At 71.7% G+C, this 18,224-nt stretch carries 17 protein-coding genes; 4 read left to right on the top strand and 13 right to left on the bottom strand.

Going from position 1 to position 18,224, the window contains the following annotated elements; all coding sequences use genetic code 11:
* Positions 1 to 88: 88 nt before the first annotated feature.
* Together AB0G11_RS09735 and AB0G11_RS09740 are read right to left on the bottom strand one after the other, a co-directional pair.
* Entirely contained in the window at positions 89 to 1,474 is a 1,386-nt protein-coding gene (locus tag AB0G11_RS09735) for a glycine--tRNA ligase (protein WP_219509529.1), read from the bottom strand.
* Positions 1,475 to 1,581: 107 nt separating this feature from the next.
* Complete coding sequence (locus tag AB0G11_RS09740; protein WP_219509528.1) at positions 1,582 to 1,869, bottom strand: antibiotic biosynthesis monooxygenase family protein; 288 nt, start codon at positions 1,867 to 1,869, stop codon at positions 1,582 to 1,584.
* Between the two features lie 64 nt (positions 1,870 to 1,933).
* Here AB0G11_RS09740 and AB0G11_RS09745 point away from each other — a divergent pair, with 64 nt between their 5' ends.
* Positions 1,934 to 2,320, top strand: a complete 387-nt coding sequence (locus AB0G11_RS09745) for a DUF6703 family protein (protein ID WP_219509527.1) — start codon at positions 1,934 to 1,936, stop codon at positions 2,318 to 2,320.
* A 26-nt stretch (positions 2,321 to 2,346) separates the two neighbouring features.
* Here AB0G11_RS09745 and AB0G11_RS09750 read toward each other — a convergent pair whose 3' ends face one another.
* From AB0G11_RS09750 to sucC, 6 genes are read right to left on the bottom strand one after another with little or no spacing between them, the layout of a single operon-like run.
* Entirely contained in the window at positions 2,347 to 3,876 is a 1,530-nt protein-coding gene (locus AB0G11_RS09750) for an aldehyde dehydrogenase family protein (RefSeq protein WP_219509526.1), read from the bottom strand.
* A 9-nt stretch (positions 3,877 to 3,885) separates the two neighbouring features.
* The gene (gene gcl / locus AB0G11_RS09755; RefSeq protein WP_219509525.1) at positions 3,886 to 5,607 is read right to left on the bottom strand and encodes a glyoxylate carboligase; all 1,722 of its coding nucleotides are present in this window, start codon (positions 5,605 to 5,607) and stop codon (positions 3,886 to 3,888) included.
* Positions 5,604 to 6,464, bottom strand: a complete 861-nt coding sequence (locus tag AB0G11_RS09760) for an NAD(P)-dependent oxidoreductase (protein ID WP_219509524.1) — start codon at positions 6,462 to 6,464, stop codon at positions 5,604 to 5,606. Before AB0G11_RS09760 ends, gcl begins: the two co-directional genes overlap by 4 nt.
* Entirely contained in the window at positions 6,461 to 7,225 is a 765-nt protein-coding gene (locus AB0G11_RS09765) for a TIM barrel protein (protein WP_357585078.1), read from the bottom strand. Before AB0G11_RS09765 ends, AB0G11_RS09760 begins: the two co-directional genes overlap by 4 nt.
* On the bottom strand, positions 7,222 to 8,106 hold the full coding sequence (gene sucD, locus AB0G11_RS09770; protein ID WP_357585080.1) for a succinate--CoA ligase subunit alpha: 885 nt from the start codon (positions 8,104 to 8,106) through the stop codon (positions 7,222 to 7,224). Before sucD ends, AB0G11_RS09765 begins: the two co-directional genes overlap by 4 nt.
* Positions 8,106 to 9,236 (bottom strand): ADP-forming succinate--CoA ligase subunit beta, encoded by a 1,131-nt coding sequence (gene sucC / locus AB0G11_RS09775; protein WP_219509521.1) that lies wholly within the window; start codon positions 9,234 to 9,236, stop codon positions 8,106 to 8,108. Before sucC ends, sucD begins: the two co-directional genes overlap by 1 nt.
* Positions 9,237 to 9,324: 88 nt before the next feature.
* On the opposite strand from sucC, the gene AB0G11_RS09780 reads away from it, so the two are divergent.
* From AB0G11_RS09780 to AB0G11_RS09790, 3 genes are all read left to right on the top strand, one after another.
* Complete coding sequence (locus tag AB0G11_RS09780; RefSeq protein ID WP_357585082.1) at positions 9,325 to 10,629, top strand: MFS transporter; 1,305 nt, start codon at positions 9,325 to 9,327, stop codon at positions 10,627 to 10,629.
* 135 nt (positions 10,630 to 10,764) lie between these two features.
* Positions 10,765 to 11,511 carry a GntR family transcriptional regulator gene (locus AB0G11_RS09785; RefSeq protein ID WP_219509519.1) on the top strand — a complete coding sequence of 249 codons (747 nt, stop codon included), beginning with the start codon at positions 10,765 to 10,767 and terminating at the stop codon, positions 11,509 to 11,511.
* Between the two features lie 114 nt (positions 11,512 to 11,625).
* The gene (locus tag AB0G11_RS09790; protein ID WP_357585084.1) at positions 11,626 to 11,805 is read left to right on the top strand and encodes a hypothetical protein; all 180 of its coding nucleotides are present in this window, start codon (positions 11,626 to 11,628) and stop codon (positions 11,803 to 11,805) included.
* Positions 11,806 to 11,846: 41 nt separating this feature from the next.
* On the opposite strand, the gene AB0G11_RS09795 is transcribed toward AB0G11_RS09790, so the two are convergent.
* The 5 genes from AB0G11_RS09795 to frc form a co-directional block, all read right to left on the bottom strand.
* The gene (locus AB0G11_RS09795) at positions 11,847 to 12,815 is read right to left on the bottom strand and encodes a TerC family protein (RefSeq protein WP_219509517.1); all 969 of its coding nucleotides are present in this window, start codon (positions 12,813 to 12,815) and stop codon (positions 11,847 to 11,849) included.
* On the bottom strand, positions 12,812 to 13,303 hold the full coding sequence (locus tag AB0G11_RS09800; RefSeq protein WP_219509516.1) for a hypothetical protein: 492 nt from the start codon (positions 13,301 to 13,303) through the stop codon (positions 12,812 to 12,814). The genes AB0G11_RS09795 and AB0G11_RS09800 overlap by 4 nt, the downstream gene beginning before the upstream one ends.
* Positions 13,303 to 14,709, bottom strand: coding sequence for an Nramp family divalent metal transporter (locus AB0G11_RS09805; protein WP_246645942.1), 1,407 nt, complete (start codon positions 14,707 to 14,709; stop codon positions 13,303 to 13,305). Before AB0G11_RS09805 ends, AB0G11_RS09800 begins: the two co-directional genes overlap by 1 nt.
* Positions 14,710 to 14,874: 165 nt before the next feature.
* The gene (locus AB0G11_RS09810) at positions 14,875 to 16,992 is read right to left on the bottom strand and encodes an acetate--CoA ligase family protein (protein ID WP_219509514.1); all 2,118 of its coding nucleotides are present in this window, start codon (positions 16,990 to 16,992) and stop codon (positions 14,875 to 14,877) included.
* On the bottom strand, positions 16,992 to 18,215 hold the full coding sequence (gene frc / locus AB0G11_RS09815) for a formyl-CoA transferase (RefSeq protein ID WP_219509513.1): 1,224 nt from the start codon (positions 18,213 to 18,215) through the stop codon (positions 16,992 to 16,994). The genes AB0G11_RS09810 and frc overlap by 1 nt, the downstream gene beginning before the upstream one ends.
* Positions 18,216 to 18,224 lie beyond the last annotated feature (9 nt).

Here is an 18,224-nt window from a genome sequence, read left to right on the forward strand (position 1 = left end):
TGTTACGTCCAGGTATGCGAGGATCGGCGCGAACGGAACGCGAAAGGGCCGCACCGGAGTGCGGCCCTTTCGGTGAACGAGCGGTGCGTCAGTCGTTGAGGTGCTGGCGCAGGTAGGAGTCGACCTGGTCGAGGGCGATGCGCTCCTGGCTCATGGAGTCGCGCTCGCGCACGGTGACCGCCTGGTCGTCCAGGGTGTCGAAGTCGATCGTGATGCAGAACGGCGTGCCGATCTCGTCCTGGCGGCGGTAGCGGCGGCCGATCGCGCCCGCGTCGTCGAACTCGACGTTCCACCGGCGGCGGAGCTGGGCGGCCAGGTCACGCGCCTTCGGCGACAGGTCGGCGTTGCGCGACAGCGGCAGCACCGCGGCCTTGACCGGGGCCAGGCGGTGGTCCAGGCGCATGACCGTGCGCTTCTCCATCACGCCCTTGGCGTTGGGCGCCTCGTCCTCGGTGTAGGCGTCGAGCAGGAACGTCAGCGTGGCCCGGTCGACGCCGGCGGCCGGCTCGATCACGTACGGGACGTAACGCTCGCCGGTGTCCTGCTCGAAGAAGCTGAGGTCGACGCCCGAAGCCTTGGAGTGGGCGGTCAGGTCGAAGTCGGTGCGGTTGGCGATGCCCTCCAGCTCACCCCACTCCGAGCCGGTGAAGTTGAAGCGGTACTCGACGTCCACGGTCCGCTTGGAGTAGTGGGACAGCTTCTCCTTGGGGTGCTCGTAGAGCCGGAGGTTGTCCTTGTTGATGCCCAGGTCGGAGTACCAGCGGAAGCGCTCGTCGATCCAGTACTGGTGCCATTCCTCGTCGGTGCCGGGCTTGACGAAGAACTCCATCTCCATCTGCTCGAACTCGCGCGTGCGGAAGATGAAGTTGCCCGGCGTGATCTCGTTGCGGAACGACTTGCCGATCTGGCCGATGCCGAACGGGATCTTGCGGCGGGCCGACTGCTGCACGTTCTGGTAGTTGATGAAGATGCCCTGGGCGGTCTCGGGCCGCAGGTAGGCCAGGCCGGACTCGTCCTCGACCGGGCCGAGGAAGGTCTTGAGCAGGCCGCTGAACTGCCGGGGCGCGGTGAAGGAGCCCTTGTTGCCGCAGTTGGGGCAGGTGATGTCGGCCAGGCCCCCGGCGGGCTCCTTGCCGTTCTTCTCCTCGTACGCCTCGAGCAGGTGGTCGGCGCGGAAGCGCTTGTGGCAGGACTGGCACTCGGTCAGCGGGTCGGTGAAGGTCTCGACGTGGCCGCTGGCCTGCCACACCTCGGGGGCGAGGATGACGCAGGAGTCGAGGCCGACGACGTCCTCGCGGGCCTGGACCATCGACAGCCACCACTGCCGCTTGACGTTGTTCTTCAGCTCGACGCCCAGCGGACCGTAGTCCCATGACGCGCGCAGTCCGCCGTAGATCTCGCTCGACGGGTAGACGAGCCCGCGGCGCTTGGCGAGGCTGACGATGGTGTCCATGACGTCGGTGCGTCGTGCCATGTTGGTCGGTTCTCTTTCCGGCTGGAGGTCGGCGAGGGAATTCTCAGTGGACTCTCAGTGAGGTCCCAGCTTAGGGGACGGGGCCGCGGCCCCGTGCGCGAGTGACGTTACGCGCCTTCGAGGAGGTAGACGTCCTCGAAGGCACTGGGTTCGTTGACCATGAGCGTCATGAGGGGATACATCGCCATCCGGGCGGCGGACAGCGCCCGGCGGTAGAACCCGGCGCCCTCCCATTCGCTGATCACGGCCCACAGGTTGGGCTCGTCGACGGACCGCGCCAGCCGGCCCCGGACGTAGCCGGGCTGTTCGGCGAGCAGGTCGAGGATGGCTTGGCCCTGCTTGGCGAAGTCTTGGGACTGGGACTCTGGAACGGTGTAGCGGATCACGGCGAGCACGCCCCCAGGATGTCAGACGGCGCGGAGCCTCCGGGCCGATTCGCGCGGCGCTAGGCTCGGGACCGTGGGCACAGACGACGACCGCCGCAGACACCCGCTCGCCCAGCCGCGTCCCGGGGCCAAGCGCCCGCTGCCGCCCGGCGAGCAGTTCTTCACGCCGGGGGCGACGGGCCTGCGCAAGTCGGTGGAGGAGCGCAGCGCCACGCCGATGGCGTTCCTGTTCACGCAGGTGCCCCGGTGGGTGACACCCGCGGTGATGGTGGTCCTGCTGCTGGCCGGGTTCGCGGTCACCAACTGGCTGGGGGGCGTGGCGGTGCTGCCCGTCCTCGTCTTCATCGGCTGGCTGGCCTACTTGTCGTGGCCGTCCCTGGGGGTGGGCGGGAAGCTGCTGCGGGTGGCGATGCTGACGTTCCTGGTGCTGCTGGCGGCGACCAGGTTCGGGGCGTTCTAGCCGGTCCGGTCGCCGGTGTCACGGCCTCACGGCAGCAGCGTGTAGTGCGGGAAGTTGCCGGGCAGGCGCTCGCCTTCGGGGCCCTGGGTGGCGGCCCGGACGAGCAGCTCGCCGCCGACGAACGCGCCGCGCCAGGAGGCGCCGAGCCCGCCGAACAGCTCCTCCCGGTCGCCCCGGGAGCGCGGCCGGTTGTGGCCGACCTTGAAGGCCCGCACGTCGCGGGCGAGCCTGCCGTACGTGTCCTCCTCGTCGCAGGACAGGGTGGCGACCAGGGCTCCGTTGCTGGCGTTCATCGCGGCCAGCAGCTCGGCCTCGGTGTCCACCAGCACGATCGTGTCGACGGGGCCGAACGGCTCGGCGTGGAAGAGGGGCGAGGAGCGGGGCGGGCTGAGCAACGCCACCGGCGCGAAATACGCCGAAATATCCTGCCCTGGCAGGAAATGTCCGTCAGCCAGCGACGCCCGGTGCACCGGCACCCCGCCCCGCGCCACCGCCTCGTCCACCTGGTCGGCCAGCTCCTTGGCCTTCGAGGCGTTGATCAGCGGCCCGAAGTCCAGCTCCGGCAGCGGATCGCCGGGCTCGGCCACGGCCAGCGGATGCCCGAACCGCAGCGACCCGACCGCCGCCAGGTACGCCCGCAGGAACTCGGGGAACAGCGACCGCTGCACCACGAACCTCGGATAGGCGGTGCACCGCTGCTTGCCGTAGTCGAACGAGGCCCGGATCTGCCGGGTGAGCGCGTCCCAGCCGGAGAACTCCCACACGCCCCAGCAGTTGAGCCCCTCCTGCTCCAGCACGTGCCGCCGCTCCGGGTCGGCCAGCGAGGTCGCCACGCTGGCGCCCGCGTCGCGCCCGCCGACGAACGACACGCAGCCGAGCGAGCGCCCGGCCACCAGCACCGGTGACAGCTCCGCCCCTCCCCCGCTGACCAGCGTGAAAGGCAGCCCCTCCCGTACGGCCAGCGCGCAGGCGAGCGTGAGGCAGCACAGCCCGCCGTCGGTCGGCGTCTTGGCGATCACCGCGTTGCCGGCCAGCGCCTGCACGAGCATCGCGTGCATGAGCACGCTCATCGGGTAGTTCCAGCTCGCGATGTTGCTCACCGGGCCGGGCAGCGGCGCCCGCCCGGCGACCATGCGGTCGATCTCCTCCAGATACCAGCGCACCCCGTCCAGGCACCGGTCCACGTCGGCGCGGGCGGTCTTCCACGGCTTGCCGATCTCCCACACGAGCATCAGGGCCAGCAGGTCGCGGTGCTCGGCCATGGCTTCCACGGCCGCCGCCACCCGGGCCCTGCGCTCGGCGAGCGGCAGGTGCCGCCACTGCCGGTGCTCGTCGACGGCGCCCGCCACGGCCCGGCCCGCGCCCGCCCGGTCCAGCCGGGGCGGCCCGGCGATGGCGGTGCCGTCCAGCGGCGAGAAGACGGGCGCGGGCCGCCCGTCACGCTGCCAGAACCCGCCCCAGTGGTTGAGCACCCGGTCCTCGTGGAACGCCTCGGGCGCCACCGCGTGACCGCGTGCGTAGGTGTCCTGCCAGGCCGTACCCGGTTTGAGCAGCATGGCGCCTCCTCAGTCGGACCAGTCGACGGCGATGAGCTCGGGCAGCGGCTCGAACTCCTTGATCTCCTTCAGCGACGGCCCCATCGCGGCGTTGGCCTCGCGCTCGACCATCACCTCCACCAGCACCGGGAGCCGTTCGCGGGCGGCCTCGGCGCTCGCCCAGGCCAGCGCGTCGCGGAGGTCGCCCGGCTCCTCCACCCGGCGCGCCGGGCAGCCGAACGCCTCCATGGCCTTCACGTGGTCGATCCCGCCCTCGCCGTAGTGCAGGTCCACGGCGAAGTTCATCTCGTACGGGATCTCCGCCTGCCTGATGAGGCCCAGGTACTCGTTGTTGATCATCACGATGACGAACGGGATGCGGTACTGGGCGGCGACCGCGACCTCCTCCATGAGGAACTGGAAGGAGTAGTCGCCGACCACCACCACGACCTGCCGTTCGGGGTGGGCGCACTTGACGCCCATCGCGGCCGGCACCTCCCAGCCCAGCGGCCCGGCCTGGCCGCAGACCAGGTAGCGGCGCGGCAGGTAGGTCGTCTGGAACTGGCCGGACCAGATCTGGTAGAGCCCGATCGCGGTGACGAACGTGGTGTCGCGGCCGTAGAACTCATTGAGCTCCCTGAACACCCTGGGCGGCTTGATCGGCACGTCGTCGAAGTCGTCGCGGCGGGCCATCGTGGCGCGCAGCTCGCCGACCCGGCGCGGCCAGGCGCCCGGCTCGCGCGCCTCGCCCCGGCCGCGCGCCTCGTCGAGCAGCGCGGACAGCGCCGGCCTGGCGTGGCTCACGATGCCGAGGTCGGGCTCGAAGACCCGGCCGAGCTGGGTGGGCTCGATGTCCACGTGGATGAACGTGCGCCGGCCCCGGTAGACGTCCAGGTCGCCGGTGTGCCGGTCGCCGAACCGCGCGCCGACCGCCAGCACGAGGTCGCTCTCCAGGAACGCCGCGTTGCCCCACCGGGTCTGCGTCTGGATGCCGGCCATCCCGGCGAACAGCGGGTGGTCCTCCGGGAAGGCGCCCTTGCCCATGAGCGTGACCTGGACCGGCACCTGGAGGTGCTCGGCCAGCGCCAGCAGCTCCTCCGCCGCGTCGGCGATGATCACGCCGCCGCCCGCCAGGATGAGCGGCCTCCTGGCCTCGCCGATCAGGTCGACCGCCCGGCGCACCGCCCGGGGTAAGGGCCGCGGCACCTCGACGGGCAGCGGCGCGTCCACCGTCCTGTCGTACAGGCAGGTGCCGCGCTGCACGTCAATCGGCAGGTCGATGAGCACCGGCCCGGGCCTTCCGGAACGGGCGATCCGGAACGCCTCCCGGAACACCCACGGCGCCTGGGCGGGCTCCTTGAGCTGCACCGCCCATTTGGTGACGGGCCGGGCGACCTCCACGATGTCGACCGCCTGGAACGCCTCCTGGTGCAGCTTGGCGGTGGCCGCCTGCCCGGTGACGCAGATCATCGGGATCGAGTCGGCCATCGCGGTGTAGAGGCCGGTGATCATGTTGGTGCCGGCGGGGCCGGAGGTGCCGATGCAGACGCCGACGTTCCCGGTGACGCGCGCCCAGCCGTCGGCGGCGTGCGTGCCGCCCTCCTCGTGGCGGACCGTGATGTGCCGGATCGAGCTGTGCTGGAGCGCCGCGTACAGCGGCAGGATGGCCGCGCCCGGGATGCCGAAGACCGTGTCGACGCCCTCCGACTCCAGCACCGCGACCACGGCCTCCATGCAGGGGACTCGTGTCATGAATTGAGCCTTTCGATCACTTTGAGCAGCGCGGAGTGGTCGAGCGAGCCGTGGCCCTGCGCCCTGGCCGCCGCGACGAGCTGGGCGACCTGGCCGGTGAGCGGCAGGCTGACCCCGGCCTCGCGGGCCGCGGCGATCGCGATGCCCATGTCCTTGTGGTGCAGGTCGATGCGGAAGCCCGGGGCGAACTGCCGCCTGATCATCGTGTGCCGCTTGAGGTCGAGGACGCGCGAGCCGGCCAGGCCGCCGGCGAGCACGTCCAGCCCGGCGACGGGGTCGACGCCGGACGCCTCCAGCAGCACGATCGCCTCGGCGACCAGCCCGTAGATCCCCCCGACGACGAGCTGGTTGGCCGCCTTGACGGTCTGCCCCGCGCCGGCCGGGCCGACGTGCACGATCGTGGTGCCGAGCGCGCCGAGCACCGGCCGGGCCGCCTCCACGTCCTCGGCCGCGCCGCCCACCATGATCGACAGGGTGCCGTCGATCGCGCCGCGCTCGCCGCCGCTGACCGGCGCGTCCAGCGCCCGCACGCCCCTGGCCGCCGCCAGCCCGGCGACCCAGCGGGAGGTCTCGGGCCGGATCGTGCTCATGTCGAGGTAGAGCAGGCCGGGCGAGGCGTGCTCGACGACGTCCGGCGCCACCTGCTCGACCTGCGGCGAGTCGGGCAGCATGGTGATCACCACGGCCGCGCCGGTCACCGCCTCGGCCACGCTGGAGGCGCCCTTGCCGCCCCGCGCGACCAGCTCGTCCACCCGCTCCGCGCTGACGTCGTAGCCGGTCACGGCGTGCCCAGCGGCGACCAGGTTGGCGGCCATCGGGCTGCCCATGATCCCCAAGCCGACGAACGCGATCGTCATCCCTGCCTCCAAGCGAACGCACCCGGCCCCTCGTGCCGGTACTCCAGGCCGACGTGCCCCCGGTAGCCGGCCTCCGCCAGCCGCGCGAGGATCTCCGGGTACGGCATCCGCCCGCTCCCGGGCCGCCCCCGGCCGGGGTCGTCGGCGATCTGCACGTGACCGAACCTCGCCGCGTGCCCGCCGACGAGCGCGAGCACGTCCTCACCCATGCGGTGCAGGTGGTAGAGGTCGGCCAGGAAGGCCACGTTCTCGCGGCCCACCTCGCCGATCAGGTCGAACGCCTCCTGGGACGACGTGATCGGGTAGTGCGGGTTCTCGTGGGAGTTGAGGGCCTCGACCACGACGGTCGCGCCGATCTCCCCCGCCGCGTCGGCGGCCCTCCTCAGGTTCTCCACCGCCAGCGCGCGGTCCGTGCCGGGACCGTTGCCGTACAGGGCGTTGAGCACCCCGCACCCGAGCTCGCCGGCGAACGCGACCGCCACCGGGATGTTCGCCCGGAAGCGTGCGGAGCCGTCGGGCCGCGCCAGCAGGCCGCGCTCGCCGGCGGCCATGTCGCCGGCGTCGAAGTTGAGCCCCGACAGCCGCACGCCGGCGTCCTCGACGGAGGCGCGCAGCGCGGCCAGGTCCGCGGGATCCGGCTCGGGCGTGGCGAACGGCCACCACAGCTCGACCGCGTCGAACCCGGCCTTGGCCGCCGCCGCGGGCCGCTCCAGCAGCGGCAGGTCCGTCAGCAGGATGGACAGGTTGACCGCGAACCTCATGCCGCCGCCCTGCCGAGCGCCGACCGCATGAGCCTGGCCGTCTCCGACGGCGTCCGCCCGACCCGCACGCCGACCGCCTCCAGCGCCTCCTTCTTGGCCTGGGCGGTGCCCGACGAGCCCGACACGATCGCGCCCGCGTGCCCCATCGTCCTGCCCTCGGGGGCGGTGAACCCGGCCACGTAGGCGACGACGGGCTTGGTGACGTGCGCGGCGATGTACGCGGCGGCCCGCTCCTCGGCGTCGCCGCCGATCTCGCCGATCATCACGATCGCGTCGGTGCCCGGGTCGTCCTGGAACGCCTGGAGGCAGTCGATGTGCGTGGTGCCGATCACCGGGTCGCCGCCGATGCCCACGGCGGTCGAGAACCCCAGGTCGCGCAGCTCGTACATGAGCTGGTACGTGAGCGTGCCCGACTTGGAGACCAGGCCGATCCGCCCCGAGGAGGTGATGTCGGCGGGGATGATCCCGGCGGAGGACTGGCCGGGGCTGATCAGACCGGGGCAGTTCGGGCCGATGATCCTGGTCCGTCCCGCCGCCGCGGCGCGCAGCCGGATCGCGTCGCGTACGGGCACGCCCTCGGTGATGACCACGCACAGCGGCACCGCCGCCGAGACCGCCTCCTCCACGGCCGCGAGCGTGAAGCGCGGCGGCACGAACACCACCGACACGTCGGCGCCGGTCTCCGCCACGGCGTCGGCCACCGAGCCGAACACCGGCACCGCGCGCTCGCCGAAGTCGACCGAGCGGCCGCCCTTGCCGGGGGTCACCCCGGCCACCACCTCGGTCCCGGCGGCCAGCATGCGGGCGGTGTGCCTGCTGCCCTCCGCGCCGGTCATGCCCTGGACCAGCACCCGGCTGTCCTTGGTCAGGAAGATCGCCATCACGCACCTGCCGCGAGTCTGGCCGCCATCTCGGCGGCGCCGTCCATGGTGGAGACCTGGCGGACCACCGGGTGCCGGGCGTCGCTCAGGATGCGCCGGCCCACCTCGGCGTTGTTGCCGTCCAGGCGTACGACGATGGGCCTGCTGTGGCCGCGTTCGCCGAGCAGTTCGAGCGCGGTGACGATGCCGTTGGCCACCGCGTCGCAGGCGGTGATGCCGCCGAAGACGTTGACCAGCACCGACCGGACGTCCGGGTCCGCCAGGATGATCTCCAGGCCGTCGGCCATGACCTGGGCGGACGCGCCGCCGCCGATGTCCAGGAAGTTCGCCGGATCGGCGCCGGCGCCGGCGACCACGTCGAGCGTGCTCATCACCAGCCCGGCGCCGTTGCCGATGACGCCGACGCTGCCGTCGAGCTTGACGTAGTTGAGGCCCTTGGCCCTGGCCCGGTCCTCCAGGCTGCCGGTGCGCTCCCCGGCCGGCCGCTCGTGGCGGAAGGCGGCGTTGTCGTCCAGGGTGACCTTGCCGTCGAGGGCGACGATCTGCTGGCCGGTGGTGCAGATGAGCGGGTTCACCTCGACGAGCAGGGCGTCCTCCTCGGCCATCACGGTCCACAGCCGCTCCAGGACCGGGGCCGCGGCCTGCGGCAGGCCCGCCTTGGCGGCCAGCAGCCGCGCCGTGCCGGCGTCCACGCCGGTCACCGGGTCGATCGGCAGCCGCACGATCGCGCCGGGGTCCGTCGCGGCCAGCTCCTCGATCTCCATGCCGCCCTGGGCGGACACCATGGCCAGGAAGCCGCCCTCGGCCCGGTCGACCAGGAAGGCCGCGTAGTACTCCTCGAAGGGCACGGTCGCGGCCTCGACCAGCACCCGTTTCGCGATATGTCCCTTGATATCCATGCCGAGGACGCGGGCCGCCTCCTCCTCGGCCGCGGCCGGGCCCGCCGCCGCCCTGATGCCGCCCGCCTTGCCCCTGCCACCGGTCTTCACCTGGGCCTTGACCACGACGGGGGCGCCCAGCTCTGCCGCGATCGCGCGGGCCTGCCCAGGCGTTTCCGCGACCCTGCCCGGCGGGACCGGGATCCCGTGGCGCCCGAAGAGCTCCTTCGCCTGGTACTCGTACAGGTCCATTCGAGCCTCCTTTGTAGACGGTATACCGTATGGAATATCCGCCGTCTAGGTCTCGACAGAGGGCCGGTTACTGGATATTCCATACGGTATGGAGAATGCAGAAGTTGTCCGGGACTGGCGCGGGCGCTCCTACCTCGTCGGACCGGTCCCCGCCGACCGCACCCGCATGTTCCGGCTCGCCCTCGTGGCCATGGCCGCCATCAGCCCGCTGCAGTACGGCTTCGCCGCGCTGCTCGCCCGGGACGGCGCCGGGCTGCTGCTCCTGGCCGCCTGTCTCGTCTTCCAGGCCGCCGGGGCGCTCCCCGCCCTCCACCTCGTCCGCCGCGGCCGACTCCCGGTCCGCACCGCGCTCGCCGCGGGCGCCGCGCTGACCGCCACCGGCCTCCTCACCCTCGCCCTGACCTTCCCCGCCTCCACTACCGCCGCGGGGGGTGCGGGGCCGGGGGTGGCGTTGCTCGGGTACGCGGTGCTCGGGGGGCTCGGGGCGGGGGCCGTCTACGGCGTGTGCAGCGAGGTGGTCTCGGCCTGGTACCCCGACCGGGCCGCCTCCCGGGTGAGCCTGGTGACAGGGGCGTTCGGGTACGGGGCGGTCCCGCTGCTGGTGTGGGCCGGGATCGCCCCGGCGACGACCCCGTGGGCCTTCGGGGCGGCGGCGCTCGCGGCGGCCGTGGCCATCGGCGTCGCGGCCCGGCGCCTGCGGCTGCCGCCGCGCCACTGGTGGCCCGCGACCGTCGACCCCCGTGCGCACGCCCTGGACGCGGCCATCCTGCGCCGCACGCCCGGCGCGGTCCGCCAGTTCGGCCTGGCCCAGGCCCTGCGCACCCGGGCGCTCCCCGCGCTGGCCGCCATCCTCGCCTGCGCGGGCGCGGTGTCCGTCCTCGACGTGATCGTGGTCGCCGCCACCGGCTCCTGGGGCGCGCTGGCCGTGCTGGTGGCGCTGAACGGCGCGGGCCGGGCGGCCGCGATGCGCGCCTCGGAGGCCCTGGGCCGCCGGCGCGTCCTCGCCGCCGTGCTCGCGATCCTGGCCGCGGGCCAGCTCCTCCTCCTGGCCGCCCTCCACACCCCCGCGCCCGGCCCCGCAGCGGCGGTGGCACCGGCGGGCGGCCCGCTGCTGTGGCTCGGCGCGATCACCGCCGGGCTGGGCGGCGGCGCGTTCTATCCGCTGGTGGCGAGCCTCGTACGGGAGTTCTTCGGCGTCGAGAAGGTCGGCGAGATCCAGGCCGTCGTCTACAGCGCCAAGGCCGTGGCGGGCGTCCTGGCCGCCTGCCTCGCGCTGGGGGCCCTGACCGCGCCGGGCCCGGCCCTGCTGGCCGCCGCCGCCCTCGCCGCCCTCCCGGCGCTGGCCACGCTCAGGTTGCGCACGCCGGGGCTCCCCGCGACCATCCCGCTGTGAATGCGGGGCGAAACGCTGTGTGAAACGCTGTGATGTAGCTCTCTGTGATGAGACTCACGGCGGGCCGTGCATCCTGCGCAGTATGCTGTAGGCAGTCGACCAAAACCATTTTGTTGCGCAGTCTCTGGAGTCGTCATGTTGCTGTCGGATCAGGCCGGTCAGGCGGCGGCCACCAAGATTCCCCGCCCTGCCACGCTCAGGGAGAGCGTGATCGAGGCCATTCAGGAGCTCATCGTCTCCGGCCAGCTCAAGCCCGGCCAGCACCTGGTCGAGAGCGAGCTGGCCGCCCTGCTCGGGGTGTCGCGGCAGCCGGTGCGCGAGGCGCTGCAGCAGCTCAGCGGCGAGGGCTGGGTCGACCTGCACCCGGGGCAGGGCGCGTTCGTGCACGTGCCGACGGTGGAGGAGGCCGACCAGCTCCTGGCGGTGCGCGCGCTGCTGGAGACGGAGTCGGCGCGGCTCGCGGCGCAGCACGCCGGCGAGGAGGGGGTGCGGCGGCTGCGTGCGCTGTGCGAGCGCGGCATGGCCGCCGTGCGTTCCGACGACGTCGACGGCGCCGTCGCCACCAACTCGGAGCTGCACGCGCTGGTGACGGCGCTGTCGGGCAACAAGGTGCTGGAGGAGCTGGCCAGCCAGGTGGCCCGGCGGGTGCGGTGGTATCACACGCCGGTGGCCCGCCAGCGGGGCATGGCCTCGTGGGAGGAGCACCGGTCGCTGATCGACGCGATCGAGGCCGGTGACGCCGACCGGGCCGCGTCGATCATGCGGGAGCACACCGGTCACACCCGCGCCTCGTACATGGAGCAGCGCGAGAACGAGCCGGTGGAGCCCGCGCCCAAGCCGGTGCGCCGCCGCCGCCCGCGCACGACCCCGGCGACGAACTAGCCGCCGCGGCCGGCACCCCGCCTTTCCGCCCGGAGACGGTCCGGGCGGCGGATTCCGCTTGCCCGGGGCCGTCCCGGGCAGCACATGGAGCAGAAACTGGGAGGTGTTCGAACGATGAAGAAGACGCTTGTCCGCTTCCTCCTTGGTGATCCCCTGGGTCAGGCCGCCGACGGCCGGGCCCTGGGCATCGGGCTGAGCGCGGCGCTCAGGAAGCACTACTCCGCCGACGACGCGGAGCTGCACCTGCGGGAGTGGGCCGTGGAGCACGACGTGCGCAAGAGCCCCAAGAGCTGAGCCGCGCACCGGGGGACGGACGCCCCCGGCGCGCGGCGTGGTCAGCGCTCCACCGGTTCCGCGACCTCCTTCCGGGCGTCGCGCGACGACTTGACCAGGCTCAGCACCGTGGTGACCGCCAGGGTGCCGAGGATGACCCCGAGCGACACCAGGATCGGGATCTCCGGAGCCCACGACACGCCGTCGTGGTGCAGCGCCTCCAGGATGAGCTTGACGCCGATGAAGGCGAGCACCACCGACAGGCCCTTGCTCAGGTAGACGAGCCGGTCGAGCAGGCCGCCGATGAGGAAGAACAGCTGCCGCAGCCCCATGAGGGCGAAGGCGTTGGCGGTGAAGACGAGATACGGCTCCTTGGTGAGCCCGAAGATGGCCGGGATCGAGTCGAGCGCGAACAGCAGGTCGGTGGTGCCGATGGCGACCATGACGATCAGCATCGGCGTCACCATCCTGCGGCCCAGGTGCACGGTGAGGCGGGCGCCGTGGTAGGTGTCGGTGGTGGGCAGCACCCTGCGGACCGTGCGCAGGGCGAGGTTCTCGGAGAACTCGGCCTCGTCCTCCTCGTGCCCGACGAGCTTCCACGCGGTGTAGACGAGGAAGGCGCCGAAGACGTAGAAGAGCCAGTCGAACCTCGACACCGCCTCGGCGCCGGCGGCGATGAAGGCGCCCCGCATGAGCAGGGCCAGCACGATGCCGATGAGCAGCACCTTCTGGCGATACTGGCGGGGCACCTGGAAGCGGCTCATGATCAGCAGGAAGACGAACAGGTTGTCGACGCTGAGCGAGTACTCGGTGATCCAGCCGGCGAAGAACTCGCCGCCGTGGCCGGGGCCCGACACGACCAGCAGCCCGATCCCGAACAGGACGGCCAGGCCGACGTAGAACGACACCCAGCCCACGCACTCCTTGAAGGTGGGTTCGCGCGGGTTGCGTGCGACGAGGTAGAAGTCCAGCGCCAGGACGAGGGCGAAGCCGCCTATCGTAGCGAGCCACACCCAGGTGGGCAGGTTCATCGGCGGGCTCCCTTCCGCGCGCGCAGCGCCTCGGCGTGATGGACGTAGAGGCCGAGCAGCGCTTCGGCCTGCGGGTTGGCGGGGGCGACGCGGAGGAGCCAGTGCGGCATGAGCCGCTCGTGGATCCAGACGAAGCCGATGGCGAAGCCGAGCGAGACCATCGCCTGGTAGAGCAGGAAGCCTCCGGCCCCGCCGGCCAGACCACCGGTCCCGGCGACGCTCTCCTGGACGAGCCTGGACAGCGGGAAGGCCGCCATCCAGTACAGCCCGCACGGTCCGAAGGTGCCGGGCCGGAAGACGCCCCGGCCGAGCAGGACCCCGTACAGGCCGCCGAAGAGGCCGAGGGGCAGCGCGAGCATGAGGGCCGACAGGGCGGCCAGGCCGGTGGGGACCCCGGCGAACAGGGTCAGCCCACCGGCCATGGCGCCGGCGACGGCTCCGATCGACGCCCCTGGCAGGGCGAGTTCGAGGCTGTGCCGATCGATCATCAGCCCACGACCACGCCGAAGGCGAACAGGCTGTAGAACAGCATGCCGAGGTAGAAGACCGCGCCACACCCGATGATCACGTTCGACCACCACCTCGGCCTGATCGGCTTGGGCAGCATGCGGTTGTTGACCAGCAGCAGCGTCACGCAGTAGGCGCCCATCGCGAACGTCGACAGGAACGCCAGCGTGTCCAGGATCCCGGCCGGTCCGTCAGCGGGGCCGAACAGCAGGATCAGGATGCCGAAGATGATCACACCCCAGAGGAAGCCCGCGTACAGGTGTGACATGCGCAGCTTCTTCGCGCCCTTCACGAAGTTGTACGTCATGTCGGCCTGGCCGCGGGAGAAGGAGTCGAACAGCCCGAGGGTGGCGTTGAGGCCGATCAGCGCGATGAACCCGAGGAAGATCACGCCGAGCACGGAGCTGCCCGCCGAGGAGACGGCGTCGGCCATCGCGGTGAGCGCGACCTCCCGCTCCTCGTTCTGGATGACGTCGCGGACGCCGGGGTTCTGCCGGACGGCCGCCTGGGCGATCACCGTGAAGGAGACCGTGACGAGCATGGTGATGCCCCAGAAGAGCAGTAAGGCGTCGAAGGTCACCCAGCGGCGCCAGCCCTTCCACTTGGCCATCTCGGCCGGGTCCTCGGTGTCGAACATGAAGCCGCGCGAGGGCATGGCCTCTTCCTCGCCGGCGTGCCGCAGCCCGTGGACCTTGGGGATGTGCGCGCCCATGCCGGCGCCGGAGGCCCGCAGGTGCAGCGTGTACCACATCTGCTGCATGCCGGACGGCCCGGCGAAGGCGCAGGCGCCGACGATGACGGGGAACCAGGCGGCCGTCATGGCCTCGGCCGGCAGGTAGCCGAAGGCGAACATGCCGGTGATCGTGGTGACGACGTCGTTCCAGGAGCCGACCATCGCGGCGACCACCGCGGTGCCGATCACGAGCGCGCCGATGAGCAGCGACAGCACGTTCTCCAGCAGGTTGTAGATGACCTTGGCGAAGCTGAAGATCACCCCGACCAGGATGAGCCCGGCGACGGCGGTGACCATCCAGGGGATGCCGGAGATCTGTTCCAGCGCCGCCGCCCCGGCGGACAGGTGCCCCGGCCAGATGTAGACGGCCATGGCGACGATGAAGAAGAACCACATGAGCGGCTTGAAGACGCGGGCGGCGCCGGAGAAGATGCTCTCCCCCGTCGCCATCGCGTAGCGGGCCATCTCCAGCATGACCACGGCCTGGAGGGTCACGCCGATCAGGAACAGCCACCTGATCTCCGGCCCGAACAGCAGCACGAGCCGGGGCCACATGTACGACTCGCCCATCCCCACGCCGAGGGCCACGAGGAAGACGGTGGGCCCGAGGATGTGCACCGAGGGAGGCGCGTCGGGGAGTTTCCTGATGGGCATCGGCTCCAGCCGGCCCGCTTTCCATACTCGTTCGTCCTCGACCGGCGGCGCAGACGTCGCCGGGGGTTTTGATGTGTCCACCTACGGACCTCCTGGGGGGATTTGTTGGTTCTCCTGCGCTGCCCCGAATGCGCCCCCTCGCCTGGCTCTGCTGCGGCTCGGCTCTTAGCCCAGCAGTCCGGCTGCCCTGGCCCAGCGGTACTTCGCGCCGAGCACCGCCACGGGCTTCTCGGTCGTGTACGGGTACGCGACCACTCCGTGCTCGAACAGGTACTCGCTGGCCTCCTCGACCTCGGTGTCCCCGGCCAGTGACGCGACGACCGGCTTGACGTTGCCCTTCGCGCGCTCCTCGGCGACCACGCGGGCGACGAGTTCGGCGAAGACCATCGGCGGCGTGACGATCGTGTGCCAGTAGCCCAGGACCAGCGCGTGGATCCGGTCGTCGGCGAGGCCGAGGCGGACCGTGTTCTCGTAGGTCGAGGGCGGCTCGCCGCCGGTGATGTCGATGGGGTTGCCCGCCGCGCCGAACGGGGGGATGTAGGCGCGGAAGGCCTCGTCCAGGTCGGGCGGGATGTCCATGAGCGTCAGGCCCGCGTCGACGCAGGCGTCCGACAGCAGCACGCCGGAGCCGCCCGCCCCGGTGATGATGACGACGTTCTCGCCCCGGGGCGTCGGCATGATCGGCAGCGATCTGGCGTACTCGAGCATGTCGTTGAGCCCGGGGGCGCGCACGACGCCGGCCTGCCGCAGGATGTCGTCGTAGACCTTGTCGTCACCGGCGAGCGCGCCCGTGTGGGAGCCGGCGGCGCGGGCGCCCATGGCGGTGCGGCCGGCCTTGAGGACGATGACGGGCTTCTCCTTGACGACGCGGCGGGCGGCCTCGACGAAGCCGCGCCCGTCCTTGAGGTCCTCCAGGTGCATGGCGACGGCGCGGGTGTTGTCGTCCTGCTCGAAGAAGGTGAGCAGGTCGTCCTCGTCCACGTCGGCCTTGTTGCCGACGCCGACGATCGCCGACACGCCCATCTTGGTGGTGCGGCTGAAGCCGAGGATGGCCATGCCGATGCCGCCGCTCTGCGAGGTGAGGGCGACGCCGCCGCGCACGTCGTAGGGGGTGCAGAAGGTCGCGCAGAGGTTCTCGGGCGTGTAGTAGTAGCCGTAGATGTTGGGGCCGAGCATGCGCACGCCGTGCCTGCGGGCGATCTCGACGATCTCGCGCTGGCCCTCGACGTTGCCCGTCTCGGCGAACCCCGACGGGATCATGATGGCGCCGCCGACGCCCTTGCGCCCGGCCTCCTCCAGCGCGGCGGGCACGAACTTGGCGGGGATGGCGAACACGGCCACGTCCACGTCGTGCGGCACGTCGGAGATGCTCTTGTACGCGGGCAGCCCCATGATGTCGTCGGCCTTGGGGTTGATCGGGAAGATCTGGCCCCGGTAGCCGCCGTTGATGAGGTTGCGCATGACGGAGTTGCCGATCTTGCCGGTCTCGGCGGAGGCGCCGATGACGGCGACGGAGCGCGGCTTGAAGATCCGCGTCATCTGCTCCAGGATGCGCTCGCGGGGCAGCCGGCTGACCTCGGCGGGGGCCTCGCCGATGAGGATGCGCACGTCGGCGGCCACGGCGCCGCGGGCGTCGGCGAAGACGGGGTTGAGGTCGATCTCGGTGATCTCGGGGAAGTCGCTCACCAGCCTGCCGACGCGTTCGATCAGTGCCGCCAGGGCCTCCCGGTTCGCGGGCTCGGCACCACGGGCACCTTTCAGCACGTCCGCCGCTTTGATGTCGTCGAGCATCCCCAGGGCTTCTTCCGCCGAAACCGGGGCAAGCCGGAAAGTAACATCCTTGAGCACCTCAACCAGGACACCTCCCAGCCCGAACGCGATCACCTTGCCGAACGTCGGGTCGGTGACCGCGCCGACGATGACCTCGTGACCGCCGCCGACGAGCTGCTGCACCTGGACGCCGTCGACGCGGGCGCCCGGGTTGTGGGCCAGGGCGTTGGCCATGACGGTCTCGAAGCCGTCGCGTACCTCCTCGGCGGTCCTGAGGCCGACCAGCACGCCGCCCGCGTCGGTCTTGTGCAGGATGTCCGGCGAGACGATCTTCAGCACGACCGGGAGGCCGATGTCCTCCGCGATCGACACGGCCTCGGCCGCCGAGGTGGCCAGCCCTTCGCCCGGGGTGGCGATGCCGTACGCCTCGCAGATCCCGCGCCCCTCCGGGGCGGTCAGGGCCGTGCGGCCTTCGGCGAGCGCCTTGTCCAGGATGTCCCTGACTGCACTCACTAGATGACTCCGTTCGTCTTCAGCTCGGCCAGCTCCTCGGGGCTCACGCCGAGGGGGCCGTAGATCTCCTGGTTGTGCTCGCCCAGCAGCGGCGGCGTCCTGACGTCGACCGGCGAGTCCGACAGCTGGAGCGGGCTGCCGACGGTCACGAACTCGCCGCGTTCGGGATGGTCGACCGCGACGACGATGCCCTCCTCGCGCAGGCTCTCGTCCTCCACCAGCTCCCTGGTCGACAGGATCGGGCCGCACGGGATGTTCTCGGCGTTCAGCCGGTCCAGCACCGACCACTTGTCGTGCCGGATCGTCCACTCCTCGATGAGCTGGAACATCTTGTCCAGCTTCGGCAGCCGCGCCTCCGGCGTCGCCCACTCGGGGTCGTCGGCCAGCTCGGGGCGGCCGATGATGGCCGACAGCGGCTTCCAGCCGACCGGCTGCACGATCACGTAGATGTAGTCGTTCGGGCCGCCCGGCGCGCAGCGCACCGCCCAGCCGGGCTGGCCGCCGCCGCTGGCGTTGCCGGAGCGCGGCACCTCGTCGCCGAACGTCCTGTTCGGGTACTCGCGCAGCGGGCCGTGCGCCAGCCGCTGCTGGTCGCGCAGCTTGACCCGGCACAGGTTGAGCACCGCGTGCTGCATGGCGACCTGCACCCGCTGGCCGCGCCCGGTGCGCTCGCGCTGGTAGAGGGCCGCCAGGATGCCGGCCACCGCGTGGATGCCGGTGCCCGAGTCGCCGATCTGCGCGCCCGTGGCCAGCGGCGGGCCCTCCTCGAAGCCGGTCGTCGACATCGAGCCGCCCATCGCCTGGGCGATCACCTCGTACGCCTTGAACTTGGCGTAGCGGCCGGCGCCGAAGCCCTTGATCGAGGCGTAGACGAGGCGCGGGTTGAGCTCCTGGAGCCGGTCCCAGGTGAAGCCCATGCGGTCGACCGCGCCGGGGCCGAAGTTCTCCACCAGCACGTCGGCGCCCTTCACCAGCTCGGTGAACAGCTCCTTGCCGCGCTCGCTCTTCATGTTGAGCGTGATGCTGCGCTTGTTGCAGTTGAGCATCGTGAAGTAGAGGCTGTCGACGTCCGGCAGGTCGCGGAGCTGCTGCCGGGTGATGTCGCCGGCCGGCGACTCCAGCTTGACCACGTCGGCCCCCAGCCAGGCGAGCAACTGGGTGGCGGACGGGCCGGACTGGACGTGGGTCATGTCGAGGACGCGGACACCTTCGAGTGCCTTCATGTCGGGACC

Source organism: Nonomuraea sp. NPDC023979 (genome assembly GCF_040639085.1).
Taxonomy (GTDB): domain Bacteria; phylum Actinomycetota; class Actinomycetes; order Streptosporangiales; family Streptosporangiaceae; genus Nonomuraea; species Nonomuraea ceibae.